This is a genomic window from Chromobacterium vaccinii (genome assembly GCF_001855275.1).
GTDB lineage: Bacteria > Pseudomonadota > Gammaproteobacteria > Burkholderiales > Chromobacteriaceae > Chromobacterium > Chromobacterium vaccinii.
The window spans coordinates 3,860,212-3,884,849 of the sequence record NZ_CP017707.1; the positions used below are offsets into that span (position 1 = coordinate 3,860,212).

The 24,638-nt window shown below is 64.7% G+C and carries 25 protein-coding genes; 17 read left to right on the top strand and 8 right to left on the bottom strand.

Annotated features, from left to right (window positions below):
- Positions 1-437 precede the first annotated feature (437 nt).
- The gene (locus tag BKX93_RS17945; RefSeq protein ID WP_070980779.1) at positions 438-830 is read right to left on the bottom strand and encodes a DoxX family protein; all 393 of its coding nucleotides are present in this window, start codon (positions 828-830) and stop codon (positions 438-440) included.
- Between the two features lie 102 nt (positions 831-932).
- Between BKX93_RS17945 and BKX93_RS17950 the strand changes: the two genes are divergently transcribed.
- Entirely contained in the window at positions 933-1,820 is an 888-nt protein-coding gene (locus BKX93_RS17950) for a LysR family transcriptional regulator (protein ID WP_046155420.1), read from the top strand.
- Between the two features lie 127 nt (positions 1,821-1,947).
- Complete coding sequence (locus BKX93_RS17955; protein WP_052717286.1) at positions 1,948-2,268, top strand: energy transducer TonB; 321 nt, start codon at positions 1,948-1,950, stop codon at positions 2,266-2,268.
- Positions 2,269-2,307: 39 nt separating this feature from the next.
- Here BKX93_RS17955 and BKX93_RS17960 read toward each other — a convergent pair whose 3' ends face one another.
- From BKX93_RS17960 to aroQ, 5 genes are all read right to left on the bottom strand, one after another.
- Entirely contained in the window at positions 2,308-3,375 is a 1,068-nt protein-coding gene (locus tag BKX93_RS17960; RefSeq protein WP_046166363.1) for a DUF3426 domain-containing protein, read from the bottom strand.
- Positions 3,372-4,268 (bottom strand): 50S ribosomal protein L11 methyltransferase, encoded by an 897-nt coding sequence (prmA, locus tag BKX93_RS17965; protein ID WP_046155418.1) that lies wholly within the window; start codon positions 4,266-4,268, stop codon positions 3,372-3,374. The genes BKX93_RS17960 and prmA overlap by 4 nt, the downstream gene beginning before the upstream one ends.
- Complete coding sequence (accC, locus tag BKX93_RS17970) at positions 4,268-5,623, bottom strand: acetyl-CoA carboxylase biotin carboxylase subunit (RefSeq protein ID WP_021475511.1); 1,356 nt, start codon at positions 5,621-5,623, stop codon at positions 4,268-4,270. Before accC ends, prmA begins: the two co-directional genes overlap by 1 nt.
- A gap of 123 nt (positions 5,624-5,746) precedes the next feature.
- Entirely contained in the window at positions 5,747-6,205 is a 459-nt protein-coding gene (accB, locus tag BKX93_RS17975; protein ID WP_070980780.1) for an acetyl-CoA carboxylase biotin carboxyl carrier protein, read from the bottom strand.
- Positions 6,206-6,246: 41 nt separating this feature from the next.
- On the bottom strand, positions 6,247-6,717 hold the full coding sequence (gene aroQ / locus BKX93_RS17980) for a type II 3-dehydroquinate dehydratase (RefSeq protein ID WP_186009440.1): 471 nt from the start codon (positions 6,715-6,717) through the stop codon (positions 6,247-6,249).
- 272 nt (positions 6,718-6,989) lie between these two features.
- Between aroQ and queA the strand changes: the two genes are divergently transcribed.
- From queA to BKX93_RS18015, 7 genes are all read left to right on the top strand, one after another.
- Positions 6,990-8,012, top strand: coding sequence for a tRNA preQ1(34) S-adenosylmethionine ribosyltransferase-isomerase QueA (gene queA, locus BKX93_RS17985; RefSeq protein WP_070980781.1), 1,023 nt, complete (start codon positions 6,990-6,992; stop codon positions 8,010-8,012).
- A gap of 42 nt (positions 8,013-8,054) precedes the next feature.
- Positions 8,055-8,426 carry a gamma-butyrobetaine hydroxylase family protein gene (locus BKX93_RS17990; RefSeq protein ID WP_070980782.1) on the top strand — a complete coding sequence of 124 codons (372 nt, stop codon included), beginning with the start codon at positions 8,055-8,057 and terminating at the stop codon, positions 8,424-8,426.
- 2 nt (positions 8,427-8,428) lie between these two features.
- The gene (gene ubiE / locus BKX93_RS17995; protein ID WP_070980783.1) at positions 8,429-9,163 is read left to right on the top strand and encodes a bifunctional demethylmenaquinone methyltransferase/2-methoxy-6-polyprenyl-1,4-benzoquinol methylase UbiE; all 735 of its coding nucleotides are present in this window, start codon (positions 8,429-8,431) and stop codon (positions 9,161-9,163) included.
- A gap of 19 nt (positions 9,164-9,182) precedes the next feature.
- Positions 9,183-9,770 carry a ubiquinone biosynthesis accessory factor UbiJ gene (locus BKX93_RS18000; protein ID WP_070980784.1) on the top strand — a complete coding sequence of 196 codons (588 nt, stop codon included), beginning with the start codon at positions 9,183-9,185 and terminating at the stop codon, positions 9,768-9,770.
- Positions 9,771-9,777: 7 nt separating this feature from the next.
- Positions 9,778-11,304, top strand: a complete 1,527-nt coding sequence (gene ubiB, locus BKX93_RS18005) for a ubiquinone biosynthesis regulatory protein kinase UbiB (protein ID WP_070980785.1) — start codon at positions 9,778-9,780, stop codon at positions 11,302-11,304.
- Positions 11,305-11,697: 393 nt separating this feature from the next.
- The gene (locus BKX93_RS18010; RefSeq protein ID WP_070980786.1) at positions 11,698-13,014 is read left to right on the top strand and encodes an NAD(P)/FAD-dependent oxidoreductase; all 1,317 of its coding nucleotides are present in this window, start codon (positions 11,698-11,700) and stop codon (positions 13,012-13,014) included.
- A 254-nt stretch (positions 13,015-13,268) separates the two neighbouring features.
- Complete coding sequence (locus BKX93_RS18015) at positions 13,269-14,582, top strand: MFS transporter (protein ID WP_070980787.1); 1,314 nt, start codon at positions 13,269-13,271, stop codon at positions 14,580-14,582.
- Here the strand turns inward: BKX93_RS18015 and BKX93_RS18020 are convergent.
- Positions 14,579-14,947 (bottom strand): Mth938-like domain-containing protein, encoded by a 369-nt coding sequence (locus BKX93_RS18020; RefSeq protein WP_046155410.1) that lies wholly within the window; start codon positions 14,945-14,947, stop codon positions 14,579-14,581. The two genes, BKX93_RS18015 and BKX93_RS18020, sit on opposite strands and share 4 nt — an antisense overlap.
- Before the next feature lie 235 nt (positions 14,948-15,182).
- Between BKX93_RS18020 and BKX93_RS18025 the strand changes: the two genes are divergently transcribed.
- From BKX93_RS18025 to thrC, 4 genes are all read left to right on the top strand, one after another.
- Positions 15,183-16,415, top strand: a complete 1,233-nt coding sequence (locus BKX93_RS18025) for a pyridoxal phosphate-dependent aminotransferase (RefSeq protein WP_046155468.1) — start codon at positions 15,183-15,185, stop codon at positions 16,413-16,415.
- A gap of 115 nt (positions 16,416-16,530) precedes the next feature.
- Entirely contained in the window at positions 16,531-17,841 is a 1,311-nt protein-coding gene (locus tag BKX93_RS18030; RefSeq protein ID WP_046166356.1) for a homoserine dehydrogenase, read from the top strand.
- The gene (locus BKX93_RS18035; protein ID WP_046155408.1) at positions 17,834-18,166 is read left to right on the top strand and encodes a hypothetical protein; all 333 of its coding nucleotides are present in this window, start codon (positions 17,834-17,836) and stop codon (positions 18,164-18,166) included. The genes BKX93_RS18030 and BKX93_RS18035 overlap by 8 nt, the downstream gene beginning before the upstream one ends.
- A complete protein-coding gene (gene thrC / locus BKX93_RS18040; RefSeq protein ID WP_070980788.1) occupies positions 18,166-19,575 on the top strand; it encodes a threonine synthase in 1,410 nt (469 codons plus the stop codon). Before BKX93_RS18035 ends, thrC begins: the two co-directional genes overlap by 1 nt.
- A 67-nt stretch (positions 19,576-19,642) precedes the next feature.
- On the opposite strand, the gene BKX93_RS24180 is transcribed toward thrC, so the two are convergent.
- A complete protein-coding gene (locus BKX93_RS24180; RefSeq protein ID WP_083340598.1) occupies positions 19,643-21,775 on the bottom strand; it encodes an autotransporter outer membrane beta-barrel domain-containing protein in 2,133 nt (710 codons plus the stop codon).
- A 138-nt stretch (positions 21,776-21,913) separates the two neighbouring features.
- On the opposite strand from BKX93_RS24180, the gene flgA reads away from it, so the two are divergent.
- The 4 genes from flgA (at position 21,914) to BKX93_RS18065 (ending at position 24,543) form a co-directional block, all read left to right on the top strand.
- A complete protein-coding gene (flgA, locus tag BKX93_RS18050) occupies positions 21,914-22,591 on the top strand; it encodes a flagellar basal body P-ring formation chaperone FlgA (protein WP_046155405.1) in 678 nt (225 codons plus the stop codon).
- Positions 22,592-22,680: 89 nt separating this feature from the next.
- The gene (gene flgM / locus BKX93_RS18055) at positions 22,681-22,980 is read left to right on the top strand and encodes a flagellar biosynthesis anti-sigma factor FlgM (protein WP_021475492.1); all 300 of its coding nucleotides are present in this window, start codon (positions 22,681-22,683) and stop codon (positions 22,978-22,980) included.
- A 34-nt stretch (positions 22,981-23,014) separates the two neighbouring features.
- Complete coding sequence (locus BKX93_RS18060; RefSeq protein WP_070980790.1) at positions 23,015-23,479, top strand: flagella synthesis protein FlgN; 465 nt, start codon at positions 23,015-23,017, stop codon at positions 23,477-23,479.
- Positions 23,480-23,622: 143 nt separating this feature from the next.
- On the top strand, positions 23,623-24,543 hold the full coding sequence (locus BKX93_RS18065; RefSeq protein WP_021475490.1) for a CobD/CbiB family protein: 921 nt from the start codon (positions 23,623-23,625) through the stop codon (positions 24,541-24,543).
- Positions 24,544-24,638 lie beyond the last annotated feature (95 nt).

Genomic DNA, 24,638 nt, shown 5'->3' on the forward strand with positions numbered 1-24,638 from the left:
AAACTCCTCAATTCGTGGATAATTCCAGTCGTTTTATTACGAGCGTCAATCAAGCCGTTGGATGGGGGCCGGGCGATGGCCGCGCTGCGGCATGCTTTTGTTGTGCTGGCTTGTCCTGACGGGGTTTTGACAATTATATACAGGCAGTCGCCTTGTCGGGCCGGCGACTGGGCTTGTGCGTATCTTGCCAATTTTGTAGTTTAACTACATGCAAATCACGCAGCAGCTTGATGGCAATCAAGAAAATGTGCAAGTCGGAATTGTCTTGATTGTCTGCTGCATTGCAGCATATTGGTGGGCTGGCGCGAGATAGCGCTTGAATATTGCGGACTTGGGGAGCTGGGAGGAAAGACCGGCGCTGTTGCATTTTTGTAATGCAACTCTAAAAAGCGAAAAGCCCCGCGGAAGCGGGGCTGGAGATCGGTGATCGGGCTTGGTCAGGCTTGGCGCTGCCGTTCCGGCTGGCCCAGCAGGAACAGCGCGAGCGAGCTGGCGATCAGGAAGGCGGGGTATTCCCAGCCGCCGCCCTCGTTGGTGAACATCCAGCCCTTGGCGCCGTGCACCAGAACGATGGCGCCCAGCAGTTGCGGAATCAGCAGCAGCGCCACCCAGCGCGCCTGGATGCCGGCCAGCAGCAGCAGGCCGCCGCCGATCTCGATCAGGATGGCGAAGTAGCCGACGAAGCCCGGCAGACCCAGGCTGGCGAAGTATTCGGCGGTGCCGGCCGGGGTGAAGACAAACAGCTTCAACGCGCCGTGAGACAGGTACATCAGGCCCAGCGCCACGCGCAGCACCAGGGCGGCCAGGTAGGGGTTTTGCAGACGGTTCATGATTGCGTTCCAGTTCAGATTGGTATGGCGCTATTTGACCATCAGCTTTATATTCAATAAATACTACAATTTGAAAATTATTATTTCTCTATAAGAAATTATATGGATAGATTCTCCGAGATACGAGCCTTCGTCTGCGTGGCCGAGCTGGGCAGTTTCGTCGCCGCGGCGGAAAGGTTGGAGCTGTCGCGGGCGATGGTGACCAAGCTGGTGGCGGCGCTGGAGAACCGGCTGGGCGTGCGGCTGATGCATCGCACCACGCGCAAGCTGTCGCTGACCGAGGCCGGCGAAACCTATCTGGCCCAAGCGGGCAGCCTGCTGGGCGAGCTGGACGAGCTGGACGCGCTGCTGTCCCACGGCGCCAGCGAGCCGGTGGGCAGGCTCAGGGTATCGGCGCCTGTGTCCTTCGGCATGCGCTACCTGGGGCGCATCATCGGCGGCTTCCACCAGCGCCATCCGCAGATCGAGGTGGAGCTGAGCCTGAACGACCGCCGGGTGGACCTGGTGGAGGAGGGGTTCGATCTGGCGCTGCGGGTGTCCAATCTCAGCGACTCCTCGTTGGTGGCACGCAAGCTGGCGCAGATCGAAGACCTGTTGGCCGCCTCGCCGGATTATCTGGCGCGCCACGGCGCGCCGGGGAGTCCGGCCGAGCTGGTCGACCACCAGTGCCTGCTGTACGCGCTGACATCCCAGCCCAATGTCTGGGACTACCAGGCGCCGGACGGCAGCCAGGGTAGGGTGAAGGTCCGGGGCGGACTCAAGGCCAATAACGGCGACGTGCTGACCGACGCCGCCGTGCACGGCATGGGCATCGTGCTGCAGCCGCGCTTTCTGCTGGACGAGGAGCTGGCCGACGGCAGGCTGGTGCCGGTGCTGCCCGGCTACCATTGGCATTGCCTGGACCTGTCGGTGGTCTATCCGGTGCGCCGCCATGTGCCGGGCAAGGTGAGGGTGTTCGTTGAATACCTGGCGGAATTCTTCCGCGGTTGAGGTGGGTTGTTCATGCCAACTGATTGATTTTCAATATAAATGTTTGTATGCGGACAATCATCTCTTTTCCTATAACGGAAGCCGGCGCGCGTAGGCACGCGCTCCGTGTATCGGGAAGGAGTAGGTCATGCAAACAAAGATGATGGTGGCCGGTTTGCTGGTGTTGGGCGCGACGATGACTGCGGCGGCGGCGGGTTGCGCCAAGCAGCAGAAGCCCGATTATCCGGTGGCGGCGATGAGGGATGACGTGGCCGGGGTGGTCAAGGTGACGTTCAAGACCGGCGCCGACGGCTCGGTATCCGGCATCAGAAGCGCGACGTTCAGCGCGGCGATTCCGCCGCAATACCGCAGCGGCTTCCGTTCGGAGATCGCCAAGGCCTTGCGCGAATACCGCTGCGCGCCGAGCGCGACCTTGAGCCAGGAATTCGATTTCAAGATGGAGGAGTAAGGCGTTAGATACGGGGCGGCGCGGGAGCGCCGTCTGTTCTCAGGGGTAGAACCAGTACAGGCTGTAACCCATCGCATGCACCTTGCCGGCATCCAGCCGCATGGTGACCTTGACCTCGCTGTTGGCGTTGAAGCGGTTCAGCTTCAGGTCGTCCGGCTTCAGGTATTCCTTGGGCGCGAAAACCTTGCGGATCAGCACCTGGTCGTCGCTGTCCTTCAGCGTCACTTCTAGCATCGGATACGCCTGCGGATACTGCGCATGGTTCTTCAGCGTCGCCGACAGCTGGATCAGGTTGGGGTAGTCGGGGACGAAGGCCAGCTCCGACCATTCGGTGCGGATCAGCGCGATGTCGGTCGGCCATGGCACTTCGCAATCCAGCGCGCGGCATAGATGTTCCAGCGTCGGCCGGGATTCCGGCACTTCCGCCGCGATGCGGGTGCGATTGATGTAGACCAGCTGCGCGGCGAGGAACAGCGCGCCGATCACCGCCAGCGCGGCCAGCAGGCCATTCAGCCAGGGGCCGGCCGGCTTGTGGGTGCGGGCCGCTTCCTCCTCCACCGCGTCGGCGTCGGTGAACAGCGGCTCATCGAATTCGACATGCGCCGGCGGCACTTCCTCGGCATGCGCAGCCTCGGCGCGCCGGCGGCTGCCGAACACCTCGGGCTGGGCCGGGGCGGGCGGCGGTTCGGGATCGTCGAAGGGATTGCCGATCGGCGTGGAGACATGGCGGTTCTGCATCGCCTCGGACAGCGCGCGCTGGAAGGCTTCCACGTCTTCCTGCCTTGGGGGCGGCGCTTCGGCCTGAACGGGAGCGGCCGCCGCGCGCGGTTGCTGAGCGGCGACCGGGTCCGGCAGGATCTGGACATCGCCTTGCTGGGCCTGAGGATCGAAGTCCGGCACTTCCAGCTCGAAGTCGTCCATCGGATCGCGAGCCGGGGGCGCCGCCAGAGCCGGCGCCGGCTCGGGGCGGGTGATGACGAAATGGTCCGGGGCCTTGAATACATGGGAACAGCGCCCGCAGCGCACCAGTCCATTGGCGGCTGCTAACTGGCTGTCATTGACCTTGAAGCGGGTCTGGCAGTTGGGGCACTGTGTCGTGTATGTCATACGGCGGCGCGTCGGGTTCCTGTCAGTCTAGTCCATCCTTCGTCGAACACCGGCGGGTCCATCTCGAACCATTGGCTGTAGATGGCGGACAGTTCTTCGGCTTGTTCGGCGAGGATGCCGGAAAGCACGATTCTACCACCGGTTTTCACATGGCTTGCCAGCAGGTCGCCCAGCATGCGCAGCGGATTGGCCAGAATATTGGCCAGCACCACGTCGTACTGGGTTTGCGGATTGGCGTCCGGCAGGAAGAAATCGGCCGCCACGCCGTTCTGCTCGGCATTGTCCTTGCTGGCGCGAACCGCCTGCTGGTCGATGTCGATGCCGACGGCCGAGGCCGCGCCCAGCTTCAGCGCGGCGATGGCCAGGATGCCGGAGCCGCAGCCGTAGTCGAGCACGCTTTCGTTGCCCTGCAGCTGCTTGTCCAGCCATTGCAGGCACAGCCGGGTGGTGGGGTGGCTGCCGGTGCCGAAGGCCAAGCCCGGGTCCAGCTGCAGGTTCACCGCATTGGGGGACGGGGCCTCGTGCCAGGTCGGGGTGATCCACAGCCGGTCGGAGATGCGGATCGGCTCGAACTGCGACTGCGTCAGCCGCACCCAGTCCTGCTCCTCCACGCGCTCGACGCTGTAGGCCGGCATGGCCAGCTGGCAGGCGTTGGCGGCGGCGGCGATCAGCAGCGCCACTTCGGCGTTCTCGTCGAACAGGGTGATGATGCGGCTCTGGCTCCACAACTGGTCCACCGGCTCGCCCGGTTCGCCGAAGATCGGCTGCTCGCGGTCGGTGCCGGCCCAGGCGTCTTCGATGGCGGTGGACAGCGCGCCGGCATCCATCAGCGCGTCGGCCAGCCGTTCGGCGACGGCGGAATCGGAATCAATGGTGGCTTGCAACCATGCCATCAGGCTTCCCCTTTTTTCTGCTGCAGGCGGTGCTCCAGATAATGGATGCTGGTGCCGCCGCGCTGGAAGGCCGCATCCAGGAACAGCTCCTGGTGCAGCGGAATATTGGTCTTGATGCCGGAGATCGCCATCTCCGACAGCGCCACGCGCATCCGCGCCATCGCCTGGTCGCGGGTGTCGCCGTAAGCGATCAGCTTGCCCACCATCGAGTCGTAGTGCGAGGGCACGGTGTAGCCCTGGTAGATGTGCGAGTCGATGCGGATGCCGGGGCCGCCGGCCGGGTGGTAGCTCTCGATCTTGCCCGGGGACGGCACGAAGGTGAACGGGTCCTCGGCATTGATCCGGCATTCCATCGCGTGGCCGGCGAACACGATGTCTTTTTGCTTATAGCGCAGTTTCTCGCCGGCGGCGATGCGGATCTGTTCCTGCACGATGTCCACGCCGGTGATCATTTCCGTCACCGGATGCTCCACCTGCACGCGGGTGTTCATTTCGATGAAGTAGAACTCGCCGTTCTCGTACAGGAACTCGAAGGTGCCGGCGCCGCGGTAGCCGATGCGGCGGCAGGCTTCGGCGCAGGCTTCGCCGATCTTCTGCCGTTGCTTGTCGGTGATGCCCGGCGCCGGCGCTTCCTCGATGATCTTCTGATGGCGGCGCTGCATCGAGCAGTCGCGCTCGCCCAGATAGATGGCGTTGCCGTATTCGTCGGCCAGCACCTGGATCTCGATGTGGCGCGGCAGTTCCAGGAATTTTTCCATGTACACGGTCGGATTGCCGAAGGCCGCGCCGGCTTCGGTGCGGGTCATCTGCACCGAGCTGATCAGCGCGCCTTCGGAGTGGACCACGCGCATGCCGCGACCGCCGCCGCCGCCGGAGGCCTTGATGATGACCGGGTAGCCGATCTTCTTGGCGATCTTGGCGATTTCGACCGGATCGTCCGGCAGCGCGCCGTCGGAGCCGGGCACGCAGGGCACGCCGGCCGCGATCATCGCGTGCTTGGCCGACACCTTGTCGCCCATCGTGCGGATGGTGTCCGGACGCGGGCCGATGAAGACGAAGCCGGACTGTTCGACGCGTTCGGCGAAATCGGCGTTTTCCGACAGGAAGCCGTAGCCGGGGTGGATGGCCTGGGCGTCGGTCACCTCGGCGGCGGCGATCAGCGCCGGCACGTTGAGGTAGCTCTTGGCCGACGGGGCCGGGCCGATGCAGACCGATTCATCGGCCAGCTTCACGTATTTGGCTTCGCGGTCGGCCTCGGAGTGCACGACCACGGTCTTGATGCCCATTTCACGGCAGGCGCGCTGGATGCGCAGCGCGATTTCACCACGGTTGGCGATCAGAATTTTTTCGAACATGGAATCTCTCCGCGGGTTGATCCGGTCCGGGCGCTTGGCCGGTCCGGGGCCCATGCTGTCACGTCAAACGACAAGGGCACAGACCTTGGCCGTGCCCTGAATCTCGCGATGTCGTCCGAGCGCTTACTCGATGACGAACAGCGGTTCGCCGTATTCTACCGGCTGGCCGTCTTCCACCAGGATGGCCTTGATCACGCCGGAGCGGTCGGCTTCGATCTCATTCATCAGCTTCATCGCTTCGATGATGCACAGCGTGTCGCCGGCGCTGACGCTCTGGCCCACTTCGATGAAGGACTTGGCGCCCGGGCTCGGCGAGCGGTAGAAGGTGCCGACCATCGGCGACTTCATCGCGTTCTGGGTGTCGGCGACCGGGGCGGCGGCGGGAGCTGCCGCTGCCGGAGCCGCGGCCGGGGTGCCGGCCGGAGCGGCGTACATCTGCGCCATCGGCTGGACAAAAGCTTGTTGAGCGACCGAGGATACGCGGGTGATGCGGACTTTTTCCTCGCCTTCGGTCACTTCCAGTTCGGCGATGCCGGACTCTTCGACCAGGTCGATCAGTTTTTTCAGTTTACGCAGGTCCATTGTCGATCCTTCGATTTGGATATTCTGTTCTGTAACGATGGTCAGGCTTGCGCGGACAGGTGTCGTACCGCGTGCGCAAGCGCCAGTTCGTAGCCATGGGCGCCCAGACCGCAGATCACGCCGATCGCCAGATCGGAGAAATACGAATGCTGGCGGAACGGTTCGCGGGCGTGGACGTTGGATAGATGTACTTCAATGAACGGGACCTTCACCGAGGCCAGCGCGTCGCGCAACGCGACGCTGGTGTGGGTGAACGCCGCCGGATTGATCAGGATGAAGGCGGTGCCGTCATCCAGGCATTGGTGTATGCGTTCTATCAGTATGTGCTCGGCGTTGCTCTGCAGCGCGGACAGGGAAAAGCCCGCCGCTTTGGCCTGCTGAGTCAGGCGCCGATTGATGTCGTCAAGGGTGTCCCGGCCGTAGTGTTGTGGTTCCCGAACGCCAAGCAAGTTGAGGTTGGGGCCGTGCAGCACGAGGATGGATTGGCTCAAGGCCAGGCTCCTGTTTTTCATCTTGGCCGCGAGTTTGCCGCAATTCGCCGCAAGATGTCCAGCGTTTGCGGGATTTAAAACGGTTGTTTGGTGCGCCGCGCCGCGCATCGCTTCGCGCGGTTTAGAGTGAAGGCCCTAGATTTTTCGGCGTTTTTTCGGGCGCGCGCGTTTTCGCCATGCCGGGAGAATACTGTGGCGAAAAGTCGGAGATGGCAAGGGCTGTCGACGCGCGGCACTGTGCCCGGAGAGTGGGCGCGGGTATAATTCGCCGATTCAGAACGATAGTTTCCGCAATGCAGCTTTCCGATTTCGACTACCACCTGCCCGAGGCGCTGATCGCGCAGCACCCGCCGGCCGAGCGCGGCGCCAGCCGCCTGTTGCACGTGGACGGCATGACGCTGTCCGACCTGGGCTTCGCCGACCTGCCGTCCCGGCTGCAAGCCGGCGATCTTCTGGTGTTCAACGACACTCGCGTGATCCGCGCCCGCCTGTTCGGCGAAAAAGCCAGCGGCGGCAAGGTTGAGGCCTTGATCGAGCGGGTGCTGGACGACCACACCGCGCTGGCCCATGTCCGCGCCTCCAAATCGCCGAAGCCGGGCAGCCGGCTGATCTTCGCCGGCCGCTGGGAGGCGGAAATGGTGGAGCGCCACGACGCCTTGTTCAAACTGCGCTTCCTGGCCGAGGAAAACGTCTACGACATCCTGGAGGCGTCCGGCAGGCTGCCGTTGCCGCCTTATATCGAGCGCAGCGCCGAGCACGACGACGACGAGCGCTACCAGACCGTTTACGCCCGCGAGCAGGGCGCGGTGGCGGCGCCGACCGCCGGCCTGCATTTCACCGACGAGATGCTGGCCGGGCTGAAGGCCCAGGGCGTGGAAACCGCCTTCGTCACGCTGCACGTCGGCGCCGGCACCTTCCAGCCGGTGAAGGTGGACAACGTGGCCGAGCACAAGATGCACAGCGAGATTTACGACATTCCGCAGGCCACGGTGGACGCCGTCGCCGCCGCCCGCGCCCGCGGCGGCCGGGTGGTGGCCATCGGCACCACCAGCGTGCGCGCGCTGGAATCGGCCGTCCGCGGCGGCGAGTTGACCGCCGGCCGCGGCGAAACCGACATCTTCATCACGCCAGGATACCGTTTCCGCGTGGTGGACCGCCTGCTGACCAATTTCCATCTGCCGAAATCGACGCTGTTGATGCTGGTGTCGGCCTTCGCCGGCTACGACCAGATTTTCCAAGCTTACCGCCACGCGGTGGAAAAGGAATACCGTTTCTTCAGTTATGGCGACGCCATGCTGCTGGAAAAGAAGGCCTGACCGCGCCGCCGCGGTCCAATCAGATATAGAGGGATCATGCCCATGTCCGGACTCGCGCCCGACGCCGCCCAGCCGGTGGAAATCCAGTTGCACCAGGTGTCCAAGATATTGGAAATCGCCTTCGACGACGGCGCCCGTTTCGAGCTGCCGTGCGAATACCTGCGCGTGCACTCCCCGTCGGCGGAAGTGCGCGGCCACGGCGCCGGCCAGGAGACGCTGCAGACCGGCAAGATGCATGTCGGCATCACGGCGCTGGAGCCGATAGGGCATTACGCGCTGAAAATCACCTTCGACGACGGCCACGACAGCGGCCTATACAGCTGGACCTACCTATACGAGCTGGGCGCCAAGCGCGGCCAGTATTGGCAGCAATATCTGGACAAGCTCGCCGCCGCCGGCGCGAGCAGGGAGTGAGCATGGAAAAGAGCACGCATTTCGGTTACAAGACCGTGGCGGAGAGCGACAAGGCCGGCAAGGTGGCCGAAGTCTTCCACTCGGTGGCCAGCAAATACGATGTGATGAACGACCTGATGTCCGGCGGCCTGCACCGGGTGTGGAAGCATTTCACGCTGACCACCTCCGGCGTGCGCGCCGGCGACAAGGTGCTGGACATCGCCGGCGGCACCGGCGACCTGTCGCGCGGCTGGGCCAAGCGCGTCGGCAAGACCGGCGAAGTGTGGCTGACCGACATCAATAGCTCGATGCTGACCGTGGGCCGCGACCGCCTGCTGGACGAGGGCGTGATCCTGCCGGTGTCGCTGGCCGACGCCGAGAAGCTGCCGTTCCCGGACAACTATTTCGACGCGGTGTCGGTGGCCTTCGGCCTGCGCAACATGACCCACAAGGACGGAGCGCTGAAGGAGATGTGCCGGGTGCTGAAGCCGGGCGGCAAACTGTTCGTGCTGGAGTTCTCCAAGGTGTGGAAGCCGTTGTCGCCGTTCTACGACTTCTACTCGTTCAAAGCGCTGCCGGTCATGGGCAAGCTGGTGGCGGGCGATGCCGACAGCTACCAGTACCTGGCCGAATCCATCCGCATGCACCCGGACCAGGAAACGCTGAAGCAGATGATGCTGGACGCGGGCTTCGGCAAGGTGGACTACCATAATCTGACCGGCGGCGTTGTTGCGCTGCACAAGGGCGTCAAGTTCTAATCTCGCGGGAGAGCGCTTCATGGCCATCCAGATCGCAGCCTTCAACCATCTGCTGAACCAGCACCCGGCACGGCGCGATGAGCTGGCGGCCCATGCCGGCCGCCGGGTGGCGATCGCGCTGCCGCCCTTGCACGTGGCCGGCGTGATCACGGAGGAGGGCTGGCTGGCCGCCTGCGACGGCGAGCCTGAGGCCAGGCTGAAGCTGCGCCACGGCGCGGTGCTGTCGCATCTGACCGGCCAGGCGCCGAAACTGGCGGACATCGCGCTGGAGGGCGACGCCGAGCTGGCGTCTGCGGTGGGGCGCATCGTCGGCCAGCTGCACTGGCACGCCAGCGAGGACTTGTCGCGGGTGTTCGGCGACGTGGCCGCGCAGCGGATGGAAAACCTGGCGCGCGGCTTGTTCGGCTTCAAGGGCCAATTGGCCTTCCGCCTGGCCGACGGCTGGATCGAGCATCTGCGCGAGGAAGCGCCGCTGCTGGCCAGCCGCCATCTGGTGCAGCGCTTCGTCGCCGAAGTGGACCATCTGCGCGACGACGCCGGCCGCTTGGGCAAGCGGCTGGAGCGCTTGGAAGCCGCGTTCAACAATAAACAGAATTCCCAGACCTGACGGATTTATGTCGATATCGCGTTCGCTGAAGATTGTTGCCACCCTGTACCGTTACGGCCTGGACGATTTCCTCGAGGGGCATTCCAGGCTCGCCTTCCTGCACAAGCTGTTCGGCCTGTGTCCGGTCCGCCGCGACACCTCGGCGCCGCTGCCGCTGCGGGTGAGGCTGGCGCTGGAAGGCCTGGGGCCGATCTTCGTCAAGTTCGGCCAGGTGCTGTCCACCCGCCGCGACCTGCTGCCGCCGGAGTACGCCGACGAGCTGGCGCGGCTGCAGGACCGGGTGCCGCCGTTCGACGGCGAAATTGCCCGCCAGGTGGTGGAGCGCAGCCTGGGCCGCAAGGTGGAGGAGCTGTTTGTCGATTTCGACCTGAAGCCGGTGGCCAGCGCCTCGGTCGCCCAGGTGCACAAGGCCTGGCTGCGCCAGGCGGACGGCAGCCGCGGCCGCGAGGTGGCGGTCAAGGTGCTGCGGCCCGGCATCCTGCCGGTGATCGAGCAGGATCTGTCCCTGATGCGGACGCTGGCCGGCTGGGTGGAGCGGCTGTTCTCCGACGGCAAGCGGCTGAAGCCGCGCGAGGTAGTGGCCGAGTTCGACAAATACCTGCACGACGAGCTGGACATGATGCACGAGGCGGCCAACGCCTCGCAGCTGCGGCGCAACTTCAAGGGTTCGGACATGCTGATCGTGCCCGAGGTGTTCTACGACTACTCTAGCCGCGAGGTGCTGACGCTGGAGTGGATGCACGGCATCCCGGTGGGGCAGATCGACAGGCTGCGCGAGGCCGGGGTCGACCTGAAGAAGCTCAGCCGTTTCGGCGTGGAGATCTTCTTCACCCAGGTGTTCCGCCACGGTTTCTTCCACGCCGACATGCACCCGGGCAATATCTTCGTCGCGCCGGACGGCCGCTACATCGCGCTGGATTTCGGCATCGTCGGCAGCCTGACCGATTCCGACAAGCATTACCTGGCGGTCAACTTCCTGGCCTTCTTCAACCGCGACTACCACCGCGTGGCCACCGCCCACATCGAATCCGGCTGGGTGCCCAAGGATACCCGCGCCGAAGAGCTGGAGGCCGCGGTGCGCACCGTGTGCGAGCCGATCTTCGAGAAGCCGTTGAGCCAGATCTCGTTCGGCATGGTGCTGTTGCGCCTGTTCGAGACCAGCCGCCGCTTCAACGTCGAGATCCAGCCGCAGCTGGTGTTGCTGCAGAAGACCCTGCTCAATATCGAGGGCCTGGGCCGGCAACTGGATCCGGAGCTGGACCTGTGGGACACCGCCAAGCCGTTCCTGACCAAGTGGATGAACGAGCAGATCGGCTGGCGCGGCCTGCTGCGGACGCTGAAGAACGAGGCGCCGCAGTGGGCGACCACGCTGCCGACCCTGCCGCGCAAATTGAACGAGGCCCTGGGCTCGGCCAAGACTGATCTCTTGGTGGAAGGCTATATGCACCTGATGCGCGAGCAGAAGCGGCAGAATTTCCTGCTGATGCTGATCGCCATCCTGTTGGCAGGACTGCTGGCGAAGATGCTTTGGTAGGGAGGCGTCTTCGATGGGAGCATGCCGCCTCCCTGGATGATTGCGGCGCAAACGGGCAACGGCCATCGGCCGCGGCCCGTTTTTCATGCCAGGAGCGTTTAGGCTGTGGACAAGTGGCGGTTCGGCGCGTGGCTGTGGATAAGAGACGCGAGCCCAAGCCCTGATCCTGTGTTGCGCCTTCGCGCCGCGCCTGTTGTATTGCGAGCGTCGTCGGAAGCGAGCCAAAGACATATTTTCTGGCGGCGGCCTGGCGTCGGCCGCCGCCAAATGACCGCGGGGCCAGGCTATCGGCATGAAGTTTCCATGGCATGGTGCTAATTTTCTCCGGACGCCGCTGGCGGGACGAAAAATGCGGTAATCTTGGCAAAAAATACCACTCATCAGGAGCTGCTTATGTTAAGCCGCAACGCGGCCGTGCCGCGCATCGTCATCGTCGGGGGCGGAGCCGGGGGGCTGGAGCTGGCTACCCGGCTGGGACGCACGCTGGGCGCGCGCCATCGCGCGCAGGTCGTGCTGGTGGACGGCTCGCCCACCCATATCTGGAAACCGTTGCTGCATGAAGTGGCTACCGGCGCGCTGAACACCGGCGAGGACGAGGTCAACTACTTCGCCCATGGCTACCGCAACGGCTACGATTTCGAGTTCGGCTTCATGCAGGGCCTGGACCAGAAGCGCCGCACCATCCGCCTGTCGGCGATACCCGGCAGCGACGGCCAGCTGCTGAGCCCCGAGCGCGAGATCGGCTACGACTGGCTGGTGATCGCCGTCGGCGCCGAGGCCAACGATTTCGGCACGCCGGGCGTTGCCGAGCACGCGATGTTCCTGAATACCCCAAACGACGCCGAGAAGCTGCGCCACCGCGTGCTGGAGCAGGCTTTCCGCGCCAGCAGCGGCGAAGCCCCGGCGCGCGCGCTGTCCATCGCCATCGTCGGCGGCGGCGCCACCGGCGTGGAGCTGGCGGCGGAGCTCAACCACACCATGTGCGAGCTGCACCACTACGGCGCGCGCTTGCAGCCGGAACGGGTGAGAATCAGCGTGATCGAAGGCGCGGACCGCATCCTGGCCGCCGCGCCGCCGTCCTTGTCGGCCTATGCCGAGGAGCAGCTCGCCGGCAAGCACATCCAGGTGCTGACCGGCAGCCGGGTGGCGGCGGTGGAGGCGGACGGAGTCGCCTTGGCCGATGGCCGCAAGGTGGAGGCCGACATCACGGTGTGGGCGGCGGGCGTCAAGGCGCCGAGCTGGCTGGCCGGCCTGGATGGGCTGGAAACCAACCGCGTCAACCAGCTGGTGGTGGATACCCGGCTGCATTGCGCCGGCGGCGACTGCGTCTACGCGATGGGCGACTGCGCTGCCGCGCCGGACGGCGACAGCGGCCGCATGCTGGCCGCCACCGCCCAGGTGGCTCACCAGCAGGCGCGCTATCTGGCCGACGAGCTGGCGCGCAGGCTGGAAGACAAGCCGGCGCGGTCGTTCGCCTTCAAGCCGCAGGGCATGATGGTGTCGCTGGGCAAGCACACCGCGGTGGGCAGCCTGGCGGCGGTGGTGGGCCCGAAGCGCGACTACCACGTGGAAGGCCGCGGCGCGAAGCTGATCTACGCGTCGCTGTACCGGATGCACCAGGCGGCCGTGCATGGCTGGGCGCTGGCGATTCTGCTGTTCATTGGCGACAAGCTGCGCCGCGCGGCGCGGCCGGCGTTGAAGCTGCACTGAGGCTGATCTGGGGGGGCGGAGCCCGTCTGCATCGATGCCGTTCGCCTATTTGGCGAGCGGCATTTTCTTTGGCGACAAAGCAGTGGACGTTTGCCGGTTTTGGCGTTCGTGTAGATGGCTGATGGGCGACCATACCCCCTTCGGCACGCGCCGGCAAAAAATAGCATCCGCTTGAATGTGTGCTGCGCCGCAGCTTGACCCATTGCCGCCTTTCTTCGATGCTGTTTTGACATTCGCATATCGAAGGGGTGGGCATGGAGTTGGGCAAGTGGCTGGATGAGCGGCCGTTGGGCGGATTTCAGCACCGGCTGTTGGTCTTGTGCGGGCTTTGCATGATTCTGGACGGCTTCGACGTGCAGGCGATGGGTTATGTCGCGCCGGCCCTGCTGGAGGATTGGGGCATCGCCAAATCGGCGCTGGGGCCGGTGTTCGCCGCCGGGCTGTTCGGGCTGCTGCTGGGCGCGCTGTTGTTCGGCGCCTTGTCCGATCTGGTCGGCCGCCGGCCGGTCTTGCTGACCTGCACGCTGATGTTCGCCTCGGGCATGCTGGCGACGGCTGCGGCGCAGACCTTGCCGCAGCTGATCGTTCTGCGCTTTCTCACCGGCCTGGGCTTGGGCGGCATCATGCCCAACGCGATGGCGCTGGCCGGCGAGTATAGTCCGGCGCGGCGGCGCGCCAGCCTGATGATGATCATTTCCTGCGGCTTCACCGCCGGCGCGCTGCTGGGCGGCTTGCTGGCGGCGTGGCTGATTCCGGCGCACGGCTGGCGGGCGGTGTTCGTGTTCGGCGGCGTCGCGCCGCTGCTGCTGTGGCTGCCGATGCTGCGCGGACTGCCGGAATCGGCGCGCTTTCTGCTGCTGCGCGGCCGCGCGCCCCAGGCCCTGTTCTGGCTGCGGCGGATGGAGCCGGGCCTGCCGGCGGATTGCCGGCCGTGGCTGGCGGAGACGCCGTTGGCCGGGAACTCGGTGGCCGCGCTGTTTGGCGGCGGCTTGGCCCGGCGAACGCTGCTGCTGTGGCTGCTGAGTTTCCTCAACCTGATCGTGCTGTATTTCCTGTCCAACTGGATGCCGTCGCTGCTGCGGGCGCAGGGTTTGGAGATGCGCGACGCGCTGCTGGCCGGCAGCATGCTGCAGTTGGGCGGCGTGGCCGGCACGCTGCTGTTGGGGTGGTGGATAGACCGCGGCGGGTTCCGACGCGCGTTGCCGCCTTGCTTTCTGTTGGCCGCGCTCGGCCTGTTGCTGCTGGGGCAGGTGGAGGGGCAGGCCTTGTGGCTGTACGCGCTGTTGTTCTGCGTCGGCTTCTTCATCATCGGCGGCCAGCCGGCGGTCAACGCGCTGGCGGCCAGCGCCTATCCCACCGGACTGAGAGCCACCGGCGTCGGCTGGAGCCTGGGCATCGGCCGCGTCGGCTCGGTGTTGGGGCCGTGGCTGGGCGGCGTGCTGATCGGCCTGGCCTGGAGCCAGGCGGCGCTGTTCGCCTTGCTGGCGCTGGTGTCGCTGGCTTCGGCCGCGGTGGTGTGGGCCTACCACCGCGACGGCGGCGGGCCGCGAAAGCGCGCGGCGCTTTAAATCGCCAGCAGCGCGGCGACCACGCGGCGGTCTTCGGCCAGCAGGATGTTGAAGGTGCGGCAGACGGCCTGGGTGTCCATGCATTCCACGCCGATGCGGGCCTGGGTCAACGCCGCGTACAGCCGGGGATGGACGAAGCGCTGGGCGGCGCCGGAGCCGAACAGCACCACTTCGGGCCGGTAGGCCAGCAGCGCCTCGAAGTGTTCGGCGGCGAGGCTGGCGAAATCCGGCGCGGACCAGGCCGCCACCTCGTCGGCGCTGACGATCAGGTTGCCGTCGCGGCGCTCGGCGTTGATCAGCACGTGGCCTTCGCCGTAGCCGGTGAACAGGTTTTTGCCTTGTCCCAGCGACTGATGCATTTTCATCGGAATGGCTCCATGGGCGTGTGTTGGTGGCGCGGCGGGCGGGCCGCGCGGCGGCGCTGTGCAGCGCACCAAAGATTGGGATAGGATTATACCCAGACCCGGGGCCGGCGCGACCACGCGCGAAGCGTGGTTTCCAGTCGGCCGGACAATGACAAGAGATCCCATGAAACAACCACACCGCCAGCGCAAGACCGTTCCGTCCGGCGGGCGGCCCGAAACGGAAACCGCCGCCGCCATGCAGCCAGTACACAAATCGCAGAAACTCGCCAACGTCTGTTACGACATCCGCGGTCCGGTGCTCGAACACGCGAAGAAGATGGAGGACGAGGGCCATCGCATCATCAAGCTGAACATCGGCAACCCGGCGCCGTTCGGCTTCTTCGCGCCTGACGAGTTGATCGAGGATGTGATCGCCAATCTGCCGGCGGCGTCCGGCTATTCCGATTCCAAGGGATTGTTCGCCGCGCGCAAGGCCATCATGCACTACGCGCAGCAGAAGCATCTGCCGAATGTGGCGATGGACGACATCATCGTCGGCAACGGCGTGTCCGAGCTGATCGTGATGGCGATGCAGGCATTGCTGGACAACGGCGACGAAGTGCTGGTGCCGGCGCCGGACTATCCGCTGTGGACCGCCGCGGTGAGCCTGGCAGGCGGCCGCGCGGTGCACTATGTCTGCGACGAGGAGCAGGGCTGGTTCCCCAGCATCGACGACATCCGCGCAAAGATCACGCCGTCCACCCGCGCCATCGTCATCATCAACCCCAACAATCCGACCGGCGCGGTGTATCCGCCCGAGCTGCTGCAGCAGATCGTCGAAGTGGCGCGCCAGCATCAGCTGATCATCTACGCCGACGAGATCTACGACAAGGTGCTGTACGACGAGGTCAAGCACACCTCGATCGCGTCCCTGGCGCCGGATCTGTTCGTGGTGACCTTCAACGGCCTGTCGAAGAACTACCGCGCCTGCGGCTACCGCGCAGGCTGGATGATCCTGTCCGGCGAGAAGAAGCACGCCAAGGACTACATCGAGGGCCTGAACATGCTGGCCTCGATGCGCCTGTGCGCCAACGTGCCGTCGCAGCACGCGATCCAGACCGCGCTGGGCGGCTACCAGAGCATAGACGATCTGGTGGCGCCTGGCGGACGCCTGGCGCGCCAGCGCGATCTGGCGCACAAGCTGTTGACCGAGATTCCGGGCGTGTCCTGCACCAAGCCGCAGGGCGCGCTGTACCTGTTCCCCAAGCTTGATCCCAAGGTGTATCCGATCGCCGACGACCAGCAGTTCATCCTGGAACTGCTGCAGCAGGAGAAGGTGCTGCTGGTGCAGGGCAGCGGCTTCAACTGGATTGCGCCCGATCACTTCCGCGTGGTATTCCTTCCCAACTCGGACGATCTGATCGAGGCCATCGGCCGCGTCGCGCGCTTCCTGGAAAGCTACCGCAAGCGTCACGGCGCCGCCGAGTAAGCGTTTGAAAACGGGCGGCGGGCCAATTTCCGCCGCCTGAGGACCGCCCGGACAGGACGCGCCTGTCCAGACGGCCTTCGGCCGGAATAAAACCAGGGACTGAATGGAGATGTGCATGAAACCGATCAATATCGGCCTGCTGGGCGTGGGCACCGTAGGCGGCGGCACTGCCACCGTGCTGAAACGGAACGCCGGCGAAATCAGCCGCCGCGCCGGCCGCGAGATCCGCCTGTTGGTGGCCGCCAGCCGCGACGCGGCCAAGGCGCGCGCCGCGCTGGGGCCGGAGGTGTCTGTGGTGGACGACGCGCACCATGTCGTCGACAACCCCGAAGTGGACATCGTGGTCGAGCTGATCGGCGGCGACGCCATCGCCAAGGAACTGGTGCTGAAGGCCATCGCAAACGGCAAGCATGTGGTCACCGCCAACAAGAAGCTGCTGGCGCTGCACGGCACCGAGATCTTCGCCCGCGCGCAGGAAAAAGGCGTGATGGTGGCGTTCGAAGCGGCGGTAGCGGGCGGCATCCCCATCATCAAGACCCTGCGCGAAGGCCTGGCGGCCAACCGCATCGAATGGATCGCCGGCATCATCAACGGCACCTCCAACTTCATCCTGACCGAGATGCGCGACAAAGGCGCGAGCTTCGCCGACGTGCTGGCCGAGGCGCAGAAGCTGGGCTACGCCGAGGCGGACCCCACATTCGACATCGAAGGCCACGATGCCGGCCACAAGCTGACCATCATGGCGGCGCTGGCCTTCGGCATCCCGATGCAGTTCGACCAGTGCTATCTGGAAGGCATCAGCAAGCTGGACGGCCGCGACATCCGCTACGCCGAGGAGCTGGGCTACCGCGTCAAGCTGCTGGGCCTGACCCGCCGCACCGACAAGGGGGTGGAGCTGCGCGTGCATCCGACGCTGATCCCGGAAGGCCGGCTGATCGCCAACGTCAACGGCGTGATGAACGCGGTGCTGGTCAAGGGCGACGCGCTGGGCCCGACGCTGTACTACGGCGCCGGCGCCGGCGCGCTGCCGACCGCGTCCGCGGTGGTGGCCGACATCGTCGACGTCACCCGCCTGTTGACCTCGGACCCGGAACACCGCGTGCCGCATCTGGCCTTCCAGCCGGACCAGTTGCAGGATCTGCCCATCCTGCCGATCGCTGAGGTGACCAGCTCCTACTACTTGCGGATCGGGGCGATCGATCGCGCCGGCGTGCTGGCCAATATCACCCGCCTGTTGGCGGAGAACGGCATCTCGATCGAGGCGCTGATCCAGAAGGGCTCGATCAGCGCCGGCACGGCCGAAGTGGTGATCCTGACCCACCGGGTGCTGGAGAAGGCGATCAACCGCGCCATCGCCGGCATCGAGGCGCTGGACAGCGTCGACGGCAAAGTGGTGCGTTTGCGAATGGAAGAGTTGAATGACTAAGTTCTTGCAAGCCGGCCTGTGCGCCGCGCTGCTTTCCGGCATGGCCGCCGCGACGCCGCTCAGTTCCGGCCAGCATCAGTTGCTGCAGGGCTTCCTGATGCGAAGCTGCCTGAAGCGCACGCCGGCGTCCGACGGCGTCGGCCAGCCCGGCAACGAGCAGGTGCAGCGCTACTGCCAGTGCGCGAGCGAGAAGCTGGCCGGCACCTTCTCCGAGGAAGACGTGATGGGGGTGGTCACCGGCCAGATCAAAAAGGACGATCCGCGCGGCAAGCAGAGGCTGAAGGAAGCCTCCGCCGCCTGCGGCCAATACCTGGAACAACGTTGATGCGATATATCAGTACCCGCGGCGGCATGGCGCCGCTGCCGTTCTGCGAAACCGTGCTGATGGGCTTGGCGCCGGACGGCGGCCTGCTGCTGCCTGAGCGCTATCCCCGGATCGACCGCGCCACGCTGGACGCCTGGCGCGGCCTGGGCTACGCCGAGCTGGCGTTCGAGATCATCCGCCTGTTCGCCGACGACATCCCGGCGGACGAGCTGAAAGGCATCGTCTCGCGCGCCTATCGCGCGGAAACGTTCGGCAGCGAGGCCATCACGCCGATCAAGCGCCTGCATGACGGCCTGGCGATCCTGGAGCTGTCCAATGGCCCGACGCTGGCGTTCAAGGACATGGCGATGCAGTTCCTCGGCCAGTTGTTCGAGTATGTGCTGGACCAGCGCGGCGAGACGCTGAACATTCTGGGCGCCACCTCCGGCGACACCGGCTCCGCCGCCGAATACGCGATGCGCGGCAAGCGCGGCATCAATGTGTTCATGCTGAGCCCGGACGGCAAGATGAGCGCCTTCCAGCGCGCGCAGATGTACAGCCTGCAGGATGAGAACATCCACAACATCGCCATCCAGGGCATGTTCGACGACTGCCAGGACATCGTGAAGGCGGTGCAGAACGACCACGCCTTCAAGGCGCGCCATAAGATAGGCACCGTCAACTCGATCAACTGGGCCCGGGTCGTCGCCCAGGTGGTGTATTACTTCAACGGCTATTTCCGCGCGACCGCCGGCAACGACGAGAAAGTCAGCTTCTGCGTGCCGTCCGGCAACTTCGGCAACGTCTGCGCCGGCCACGTGGCGCGCAGCATGGGCCTGCCGGTGGAGCGCCTGATCGTCGCCACCAACGAGAACGACGTGTTGGACGAATTCTTCAAGAGCGGCCGCTACGCGCCGCGCGGCAGCGAGCGCACCTACGTCACCTCCAGCCCGTCGATGGACATCTCCAAGGCGTCCAACTTCGAGCGCTTCGTGTTCGACCTGGTCGGCCGCGACGGGGCGAAAGTGAAGCAATTGTGGGTAGAAGTGGACGCCGGCGGCGGCTTTCAGCTGGATGCGGAAGCGATGGGGCGCGTGCGCGACGTGTTCGGCTTCGTCTCCGGCAAGAGCGCGCACGTCGACCGCATCGCCGCTATCCGCCAGGTGGACGCCGAGGACGGCGTGGTGGTGGATACCCATACCGCCGACGGCATCAAGGTGGCGCGCGAACTGCGCCGCGGCGGCGAGAACGTGGTCTGCCTGGAAACCGCGCTGCCAGCCAAGTTCGCCGAGACCATACGCGAGGCGCTGGACCGTGATCCGCCGCGTCCGGCCGGGTTCGAGGCGCTGGAATCGCTGCCGCAGCGGGTGGTGACGCTGCCGGCGGACGCCGGCCAGGTGAAGGCGCTGATCGAGAAGACGTTGGGCTGATCCAAGCCCGGCGCTCAGGCAAAAAAACAGGCTCCCGAGGGAGCCTGTTTCGTTTTGAGCAAAACGATCAGAACGACATGGCGACGCCGATGTTGCCGCCGGTCTGGTTGCCGCCGTTCTTGCCGCTGGTGGCGGTCAGTTGGCCGAAGGCGGTGACGGTCTTGTTGAAGTTGGCGCTGACGCCGGCGGTCCATTCCACCCAGTTGGCATCCGGCTTGCCCAGATTGGTGGTCCAGTCGCCGACGGTGGTGGCGAGGCCGGCGGTCACGTTGCGGTCGTCCTGCTTGAACTCGTGGGCGAGGCTGACCTTGGCGTAGGGGCTGAACCTGCCGACGTCTGCGTCCAGCTGCCAGCCGACGCGGCCCACCAGCGAGCTGACGTTCTGGCTGGAGAAGTTCATGCTGCTGCTGTTGCCGCCTTGTTCGGCGAAACCGGCGACCTTGGCGTAGGCGTAGTCCAGGCCGACTACCGGCCCGGTGGTGACGCCCCGGTACTGCATCCGATAGCCACCGGCGGCGCGCAGGCCGAACTGGGTGGCGCGGGTCTTGCCGTCGATGCCCACCGTTGTCGGCCCCAGGGTCACGTTGCGGTGGGTGTCGAGATCGCCGGAGCCGAGGTGCAGGTCGCCGTCCACCCAGAACTTGTCCTGGTTGTAGCTGGCGAAGCCGCTCATCAGCGTGGTGCGGTCGTTGATGCTGCCCGGCGTGCCGACGCTGTCGACATCAGTCTTGCCCTGCTGGCGTGACATCGCCAGGCCGACGCTCAGCGCCGGTGTCGCCTGGAAGTCCAGACCCACCGTGTACAGCTGACCCTTGGGCTTGGCCGACAGGCCGCCGTAGCTGGCCTTGTCGGCGCTGAAGGCGCCGTCCGCGAAGGCGCTGACCGTGCCGACCGCGCGCTTCTGCGAGCGGATGGCCTGGTAGCGGGCGTCCAGCGCGCCGCCGAGCTGGCGGGCGTTGTTCAGCGACGATTCCGGGATTGCGGCGGCGAAGTAGGGGGCCTGAGTTAAACCATAATAGTAATCCCCGACTATTTTATAGGCAGTAGGGGTCGGATGCAGTGCATCGGTGAATAGATAGATCAGTCCAGGTGTTGTTTTTGTATTTTGATAGCAATAAATTGCGGATTGAGGGCAGGCCGAGCCAGATGTATTGGTAATGCCATACGCTTGGGGGTTGGCCAGGATTTCCTTAAACAGCGTATTGATGTCGGCTCGAATGATATTGTGTTGCAAGCCTGCGGAAACTAAGCCGTTATCTACCAATTGGTTGTAACCACCCGACAATTGCTGCAGCAAGTTTTGGGTCAGCAAGTTGGTTTGGTTAAAGGTTCCAGCAGGCTGGCCCAATGTGGATGCTGCGGCATTCAAGGCCTGAGTAATAAGTGTGCTGGAGTTTGTGGTTTGTCCTGCGCTGAGGACGCTCCATGCAGATTGCCAAGCATTCTGAAGATTGCTTCCGCTGAGGCCTGCGGCCTGGAGAGTAGCGAGAACTGCCAGCGGCGCAGCGGAGATATCTGGCAAATTGGGGGCCAGAACTAGGTTTGCACCTGCGACGCGTAAGGCCCCGATTGATTGGATCGTAGCGGTGGCCGAGGTCGTGAGATATGTTGTCCCAGCGGTCGTCGCAGCGGCATTGCCCGCAGCTGCCGCTGCAGTTTGGCTGGCGCCTCCTGTCAGGGCGTTGATGTAAGCAGTCTGATAGGCGGAGCCTGCTTTTGTCGCTGCGGCGATTACATCATTTCCGCCAATCCATACCGAGTAGATTGCATTTGGGTCGGCTTTGCCGCCAGTTTGCGCCAAGTAGGTTTGTACTTGACCTTGCAAGTCAGCGACGTTGATGGCGTCTGCAGTTGGGGTGTCCGTGATATCGCTGGGTTCGCGGGTGGCCGGGCTGGCTGCTTGGGCTTGGGCTCCGCCTTGCGCATAGTTGTTCCCGCTGCTGCTTGTGTGAGCAGCATTGGCGGGATTGTTGGCGCTGACCGTCAAACCATAATGACCTGCAAAAACTTGAGACCAGTTGGTGCCTGTGTTGACCCCCAAGGTCCAGCGCGCGTTTACGGGCAGGCCCCCTAGTCCGCCAAAGGCACCTGTGTCAGTTAGGCTGTCGCCGAAAAAATAGAAATTGCTGTAAGCATGGGCGGCTGCGGGCAGAGCCATCGCGGTGGCCAGGGCGAGTGTGGTCAAGCGGTTGCGCATCATGTTCCTCTTTTCGTTCGGGGTGTTGTCTGCTGTTATTTAGTGTCAAGAGTCTAAGCTCTAATCAAACGATTATTCGAATATGACGACCGTTTGTCAATCGCCGTCGCGCCGGGAGGGAGCATCGGTTAAAATGCCGACATGCGAAGACTAATCATCGGCCTGTGCTGGCTGCTTGCCGCTGGCCTCGCCTGGGGCGGCGGAACGCAGGATCTGGCGCAGCTGGAGCGTCTGGCGAATCTGTTTCTGAAGCGCGAGCTGGAAATGCGCGCCGCCACATGGACGCTGGGGCAGCTGGACCGCCGGTTGGCGGTGCCGGCTTGCAAGGCGCCGAAAGCGGATTGGGCGACGCCGGGCGTGACCACCGGATCCACTTTCGTGGCGGTGTCCTGCCAGGAGCTGGGCTGGTCCTTCCGCATTCCGGTGAGGATCAATGAAAAGCGGCTGGGCGTGGTGCTGAACCGCGCGATGGCGGCTGGCGAGACCATCGGCGGCGACGATGTGCGGGTGGTGGACATCAGCAATCCCGCCTTGGCCAGCAATGTGCTGACCGACGCCAGCCAGGCGGTGGGGCAGGTGCTGCGGACCGGCGCGCCGGCCGGCGTCTGGCTGCGCAACTTCATGGTGCGCGCGCCGTATCTTGTGCGCAGCAACCAAAGGGTGAAGGTCCTGGCGCAGGGCGATGGCTTCAGCGCCGAAGCCGAAGGCACGGCGCTGGCCAACGCGGCCCAGGGCGAGCAGATCAGCGTGCGGCTGAGCACCGGACGGGTGGTTCGGGGCGCGGTCCAGGCGGACGGCAGCGTGGCCGTGGTTTTCTAGACTGGGGAATCTCGCAGAAAATAGTTCAAGAGATTGTTTTTTCGGTCGATAATAGGATCAGTTGAGTTTAGCTACGGGAAGGTCAGGCCATGAAGATCGACAATTCGGGCAAGCTGTCGGGCACTTACAGCACCCAGAGCAAGCCGTCGCCCCGTGCTTCCTCCAGTTCCAGCAGCAGCGCGAGCGCTGGCGACGACAGCGTGAAGATCGATTCGCTGGCGAGCAAGCTGAGCGCCATCGGAAACGATCCCAGCACCCAGCAGCCGTCGTTTGACGCGGCCAAGGTGGATCAGATCAAGTCTGCGATCGCCAACGGCAGTTTCAACATCAATGCAGACAAGATCGCGGATGGCTTGATTTCCTCTGCCCGCGAGTTGTTGAATGGTTGAGGCCTAGGCCGGGACGGATAACGGAAGAAGCGATATGTCAGCCGTCGAGCAGTTCGTCAATTTTTGCCGGGACGAGACCGAAATCGTCGACCGGCTGGTCGACTTGCTGGAGCAGGAGCAAGCGCTGCTGATCCAGGGCGAGAGCCTGCCGCTGGAAGGGTTGGCGGATCGCAAGAGCGAGGTGCTCGATCTGCTTGCCGCGCAGTCGTCGCAGCGAGGGCGGCTGATGGAGTCGCTGGGCGTGCAGGACAAGGATACGCTGTACATCTGGCTGGCGGACAAGCCTGAGGCGTGCGTCGAGTGGACCCGGCTGGAGGACGCGGTGAACCGCGCGCAGAGCATCAATCAGCTGAATGCCGTTTTCGTCAGCGAGCGTCTGGCGCTGGTGGAAGGGTCGCTGGATGTTTTGCGCAGCGCCGCCGCCGCGACGCTGGGCTATGGCCGAGACGGCCAGACGCCGGAACTGGTGACCGGACGCCGTTTGCTGGGGTCCGCCTGAGCTGTTTTTGCCGGAATGATTTGCACGGGGCGCGAGAGGCGCCCCTTGTTGTTTCTGGCGCGGCCGCGATATCTCGGGTGGGCGCGCCCCTGCCTTTATGGTATCTTCCCCAGCGGTCCCGTGAAAACCGCTAACCAGAATCCATGACCCTGATTTCACTGATTCTTGCCCTGGCTTTGGAGCAATTGCGTCCGCTAGGCAATCGCAACCGGGTGTGGCTGCTGTTCACCCGCTACGCCAATCATCTCGAGCGCAACCTGAATGCCGGCGCCGAGCGCCATGGCGTGCTGGCGTGGCTTGCCGCCATCGTGCCGGCTCTGCTGTTGAGCCTGCTGCTGTTCTATTCGCTGAAGGCGATGAGCCCCGTTCTGGCACTGGCCTTCAATGTGCTGGTGTTGTACCTGACTATGGGCTTTCGCCATTTCTCCAGCGCCTTTTCCGAGATTTCCCAAGCGTTGGCCGAGGGGCGGGAATACGACGCCCGGGTGGCGCTGGCCAATTGGACCGGCCTGCCGACCGCTGAGTTGTCGGTGGAGGAGATTTCCCGCCTGGCGATAGAACAGGGGGTAGTCGACAGCTATCGCCACGTGTTCGGCACGATGTTCTGGTTCGTGGTGCTGCCGGGACCGTCCGGCGCCTTGTTGTACCGCTTGTGTTCTATGCTGAATCAGAAGTGGGGCAGCCGGAATGCCGACGAAGATCCGTTCGGCCTGTTCGCCGCCCGCTTCGCGGCCTGGCTGGATTGGATTCCGGTGCGCCTGACCGCGGTTTCGTTCGCGATCATGGGCGATTTCGAGGATGCGATCTACTGCTGGCGTTCTCAGGCGCGGACCTGGGGCAACTACGCCAACGGCATTCTGCTGGCGTCCGCCGCCGGCGCGCTGGGCGTCAAGCTGGGGGACCCGCTGCGCCAGGACTATTCGGTGAAATACCGGCCGGAACTGGGCCTGGGTGATGAAGCCGATCCCAGCTTCTTGAAAAGCGCGGTTGGCTTGGTGTGGCGTTCCGCCTTGCTGTGGCTGGCCGTGACGCTGCTGATCAGCGTGGTCAGCCATATGGGTTGATCTGGAGTCGCCGCCTGAGGGCGGCGCGTTTCTGTCTGCCGCCGGTTTAGAGCGGCCAGCATGGCAAGCGCCCGAAGCCGAGCGTTGCCTTATGA

What these genes read in the sequence shown, in the direction of transcription:
- BKX93_RS18025 (WP_046155468.1), top strand. Translation starts at nt 15,183, where the DNA reads ATGCAGCCAGTACACAAATCGCAGAAACTCGCCAACGTCTGTTACGAC.
- flgM (WP_021475492.1), top strand. Translation starts at nt 22,681, where the DNA reads ATGAAGATCGACAATTCGGGCAAGCTGTCGGGCACTTACAGCACCCAG.
- BKX93_RS18000 (WP_070980784.1), top strand. Translation starts at nt 9,183, where the DNA reads ATGGCCATCCAGATCGCAGCCTTCAACCATCTGCTGAACCAGCACCCG.
- BKX93_RS17945 (WP_070980779.1), bottom strand. Translation starts at nt 830, where the DNA reads ATGAACCGTCTGCAAAACCCCTACCTGGCCGCCCTGGTGCTGCGCGTG.
- BKX93_RS18030 (WP_046166356.1), top strand. Translation starts at nt 16,531, where the DNA reads ATGAAACCGATCAATATCGGCCTGCTGGGCGTGGGCACCGTAGGCGGC.
- BKX93_RS17950 (WP_046155420.1), top strand. Translation starts at nt 933, where the DNA reads ATGGATAGATTCTCCGAGATACGAGCCTTCGTCTGCGTGGCCGAGCTG.
- BKX93_RS17960 (WP_046166363.1), bottom strand. Translation starts at nt 3,375, where the DNA reads ATGACATACACGACACAGTGCCCCAACTGCCAGACCCGCTTCAAGGTC.
- BKX93_RS18015 (WP_070980787.1), top strand. Translation starts at nt 13,269, where the DNA reads ATGGAGTTGGGCAAGTGGCTGGATGAGCGGCCGTTGGGCGGATTTCAG.
- BKX93_RS17990 (WP_070980782.1), top strand. Translation starts at nt 8,055, where the DNA reads ATGTCCGGACTCGCGCCCGACGCCGCCCAGCCGGTGGAAATCCAGTTG.
- queA (WP_070980781.1), top strand. Translation starts at nt 6,990, where the DNA reads ATGCAGCTTTCCGATTTCGACTACCACCTGCCCGAGGCGCTGATCGCG.
- BKX93_RS18020 (WP_046155410.1), bottom strand. Translation starts at nt 14,947, where the DNA reads ATGAAAATGCATCAGTCGCTGGGACAAGGCAAAAACCTGTTCACCGGC.
- BKX93_RS18060 (WP_070980790.1), top strand. Translation starts at nt 23,015, where the DNA reads ATGTCAGCCGTCGAGCAGTTCGTCAATTTTTGCCGGGACGAGACCGAA.
- accC (WP_021475511.1), bottom strand. Translation starts at nt 5,623, where the DNA reads ATGTTCGAAAAAATTCTGATCGCCAACCGTGGTGAAATCGCGCTGCGC.
- accB (WP_070980780.1), bottom strand. Translation starts at nt 6,205, where the DNA reads ATGGACCTGCGTAAACTGAAAAAACTGATCGACCTGGTCGAAGAGTCC.
- flgA (WP_046155405.1), top strand. Translation starts at nt 21,914, where the DNA reads ATGCGAAGACTAATCATCGGCCTGTGCTGGCTGCTTGCCGCTGGCCTC.
- aroQ (WP_186009440.1), bottom strand. Translation starts at nt 6,717, where the DNA reads ATGAAAAACAGGAGCCTGGCCTTGAGCCAATCCATCCTCGTGCTGCAC.
- BKX93_RS18010 (WP_070980786.1), top strand. Translation starts at nt 11,698, where the DNA reads ATGTTAAGCCGCAACGCGGCCGTGCCGCGCATCGTCATCGTCGGGGGC.
- BKX93_RS17955 (WP_052717286.1), top strand. Translation starts at nt 1,948, where the DNA reads ATGCAAACAAAGATGATGGTGGCCGGTTTGCTGGTGTTGGGCGCGACG.
- thrC (WP_070980788.1), top strand. Translation starts at nt 18,166, where the DNA reads ATGCGATATATCAGTACCCGCGGCGGCATGGCGCCGCTGCCGTTCTGC.
- BKX93_RS18035 (WP_046155408.1), top strand. Translation starts at nt 17,834, where the DNA reads ATGACTAAGTTCTTGCAAGCCGGCCTGTGCGCCGCGCTGCTTTCCGGC.
- prmA (WP_046155418.1), bottom strand. Translation starts at nt 4,268, where the DNA reads ATGGCATGGTTGCAAGCCACCATTGATTCCGATTCCGCCGTCGCCGAA.
- ubiB (WP_070980785.1), top strand. Translation starts at nt 9,778, where the DNA reads ATGTCGATATCGCGTTCGCTGAAGATTGTTGCCACCCTGTACCGTTAC.
- BKX93_RS24180 (WP_083340598.1), bottom strand. Translation starts at nt 21,775, where the DNA reads ATGATGCGCAACCGCTTGACCACACTCGCCCTGGCCACCGCGATGGCT.
- BKX93_RS18065 (WP_021475490.1), top strand. Translation starts at nt 23,623, where the DNA reads ATGACCCTGATTTCACTGATTCTTGCCCTGGCTTTGGAGCAATTGCGT.
- ubiE (WP_070980783.1), top strand. Translation starts at nt 8,429, where the DNA reads ATGGAAAAGAGCACGCATTTCGGTTACAAGACCGTGGCGGAGAGCGAC.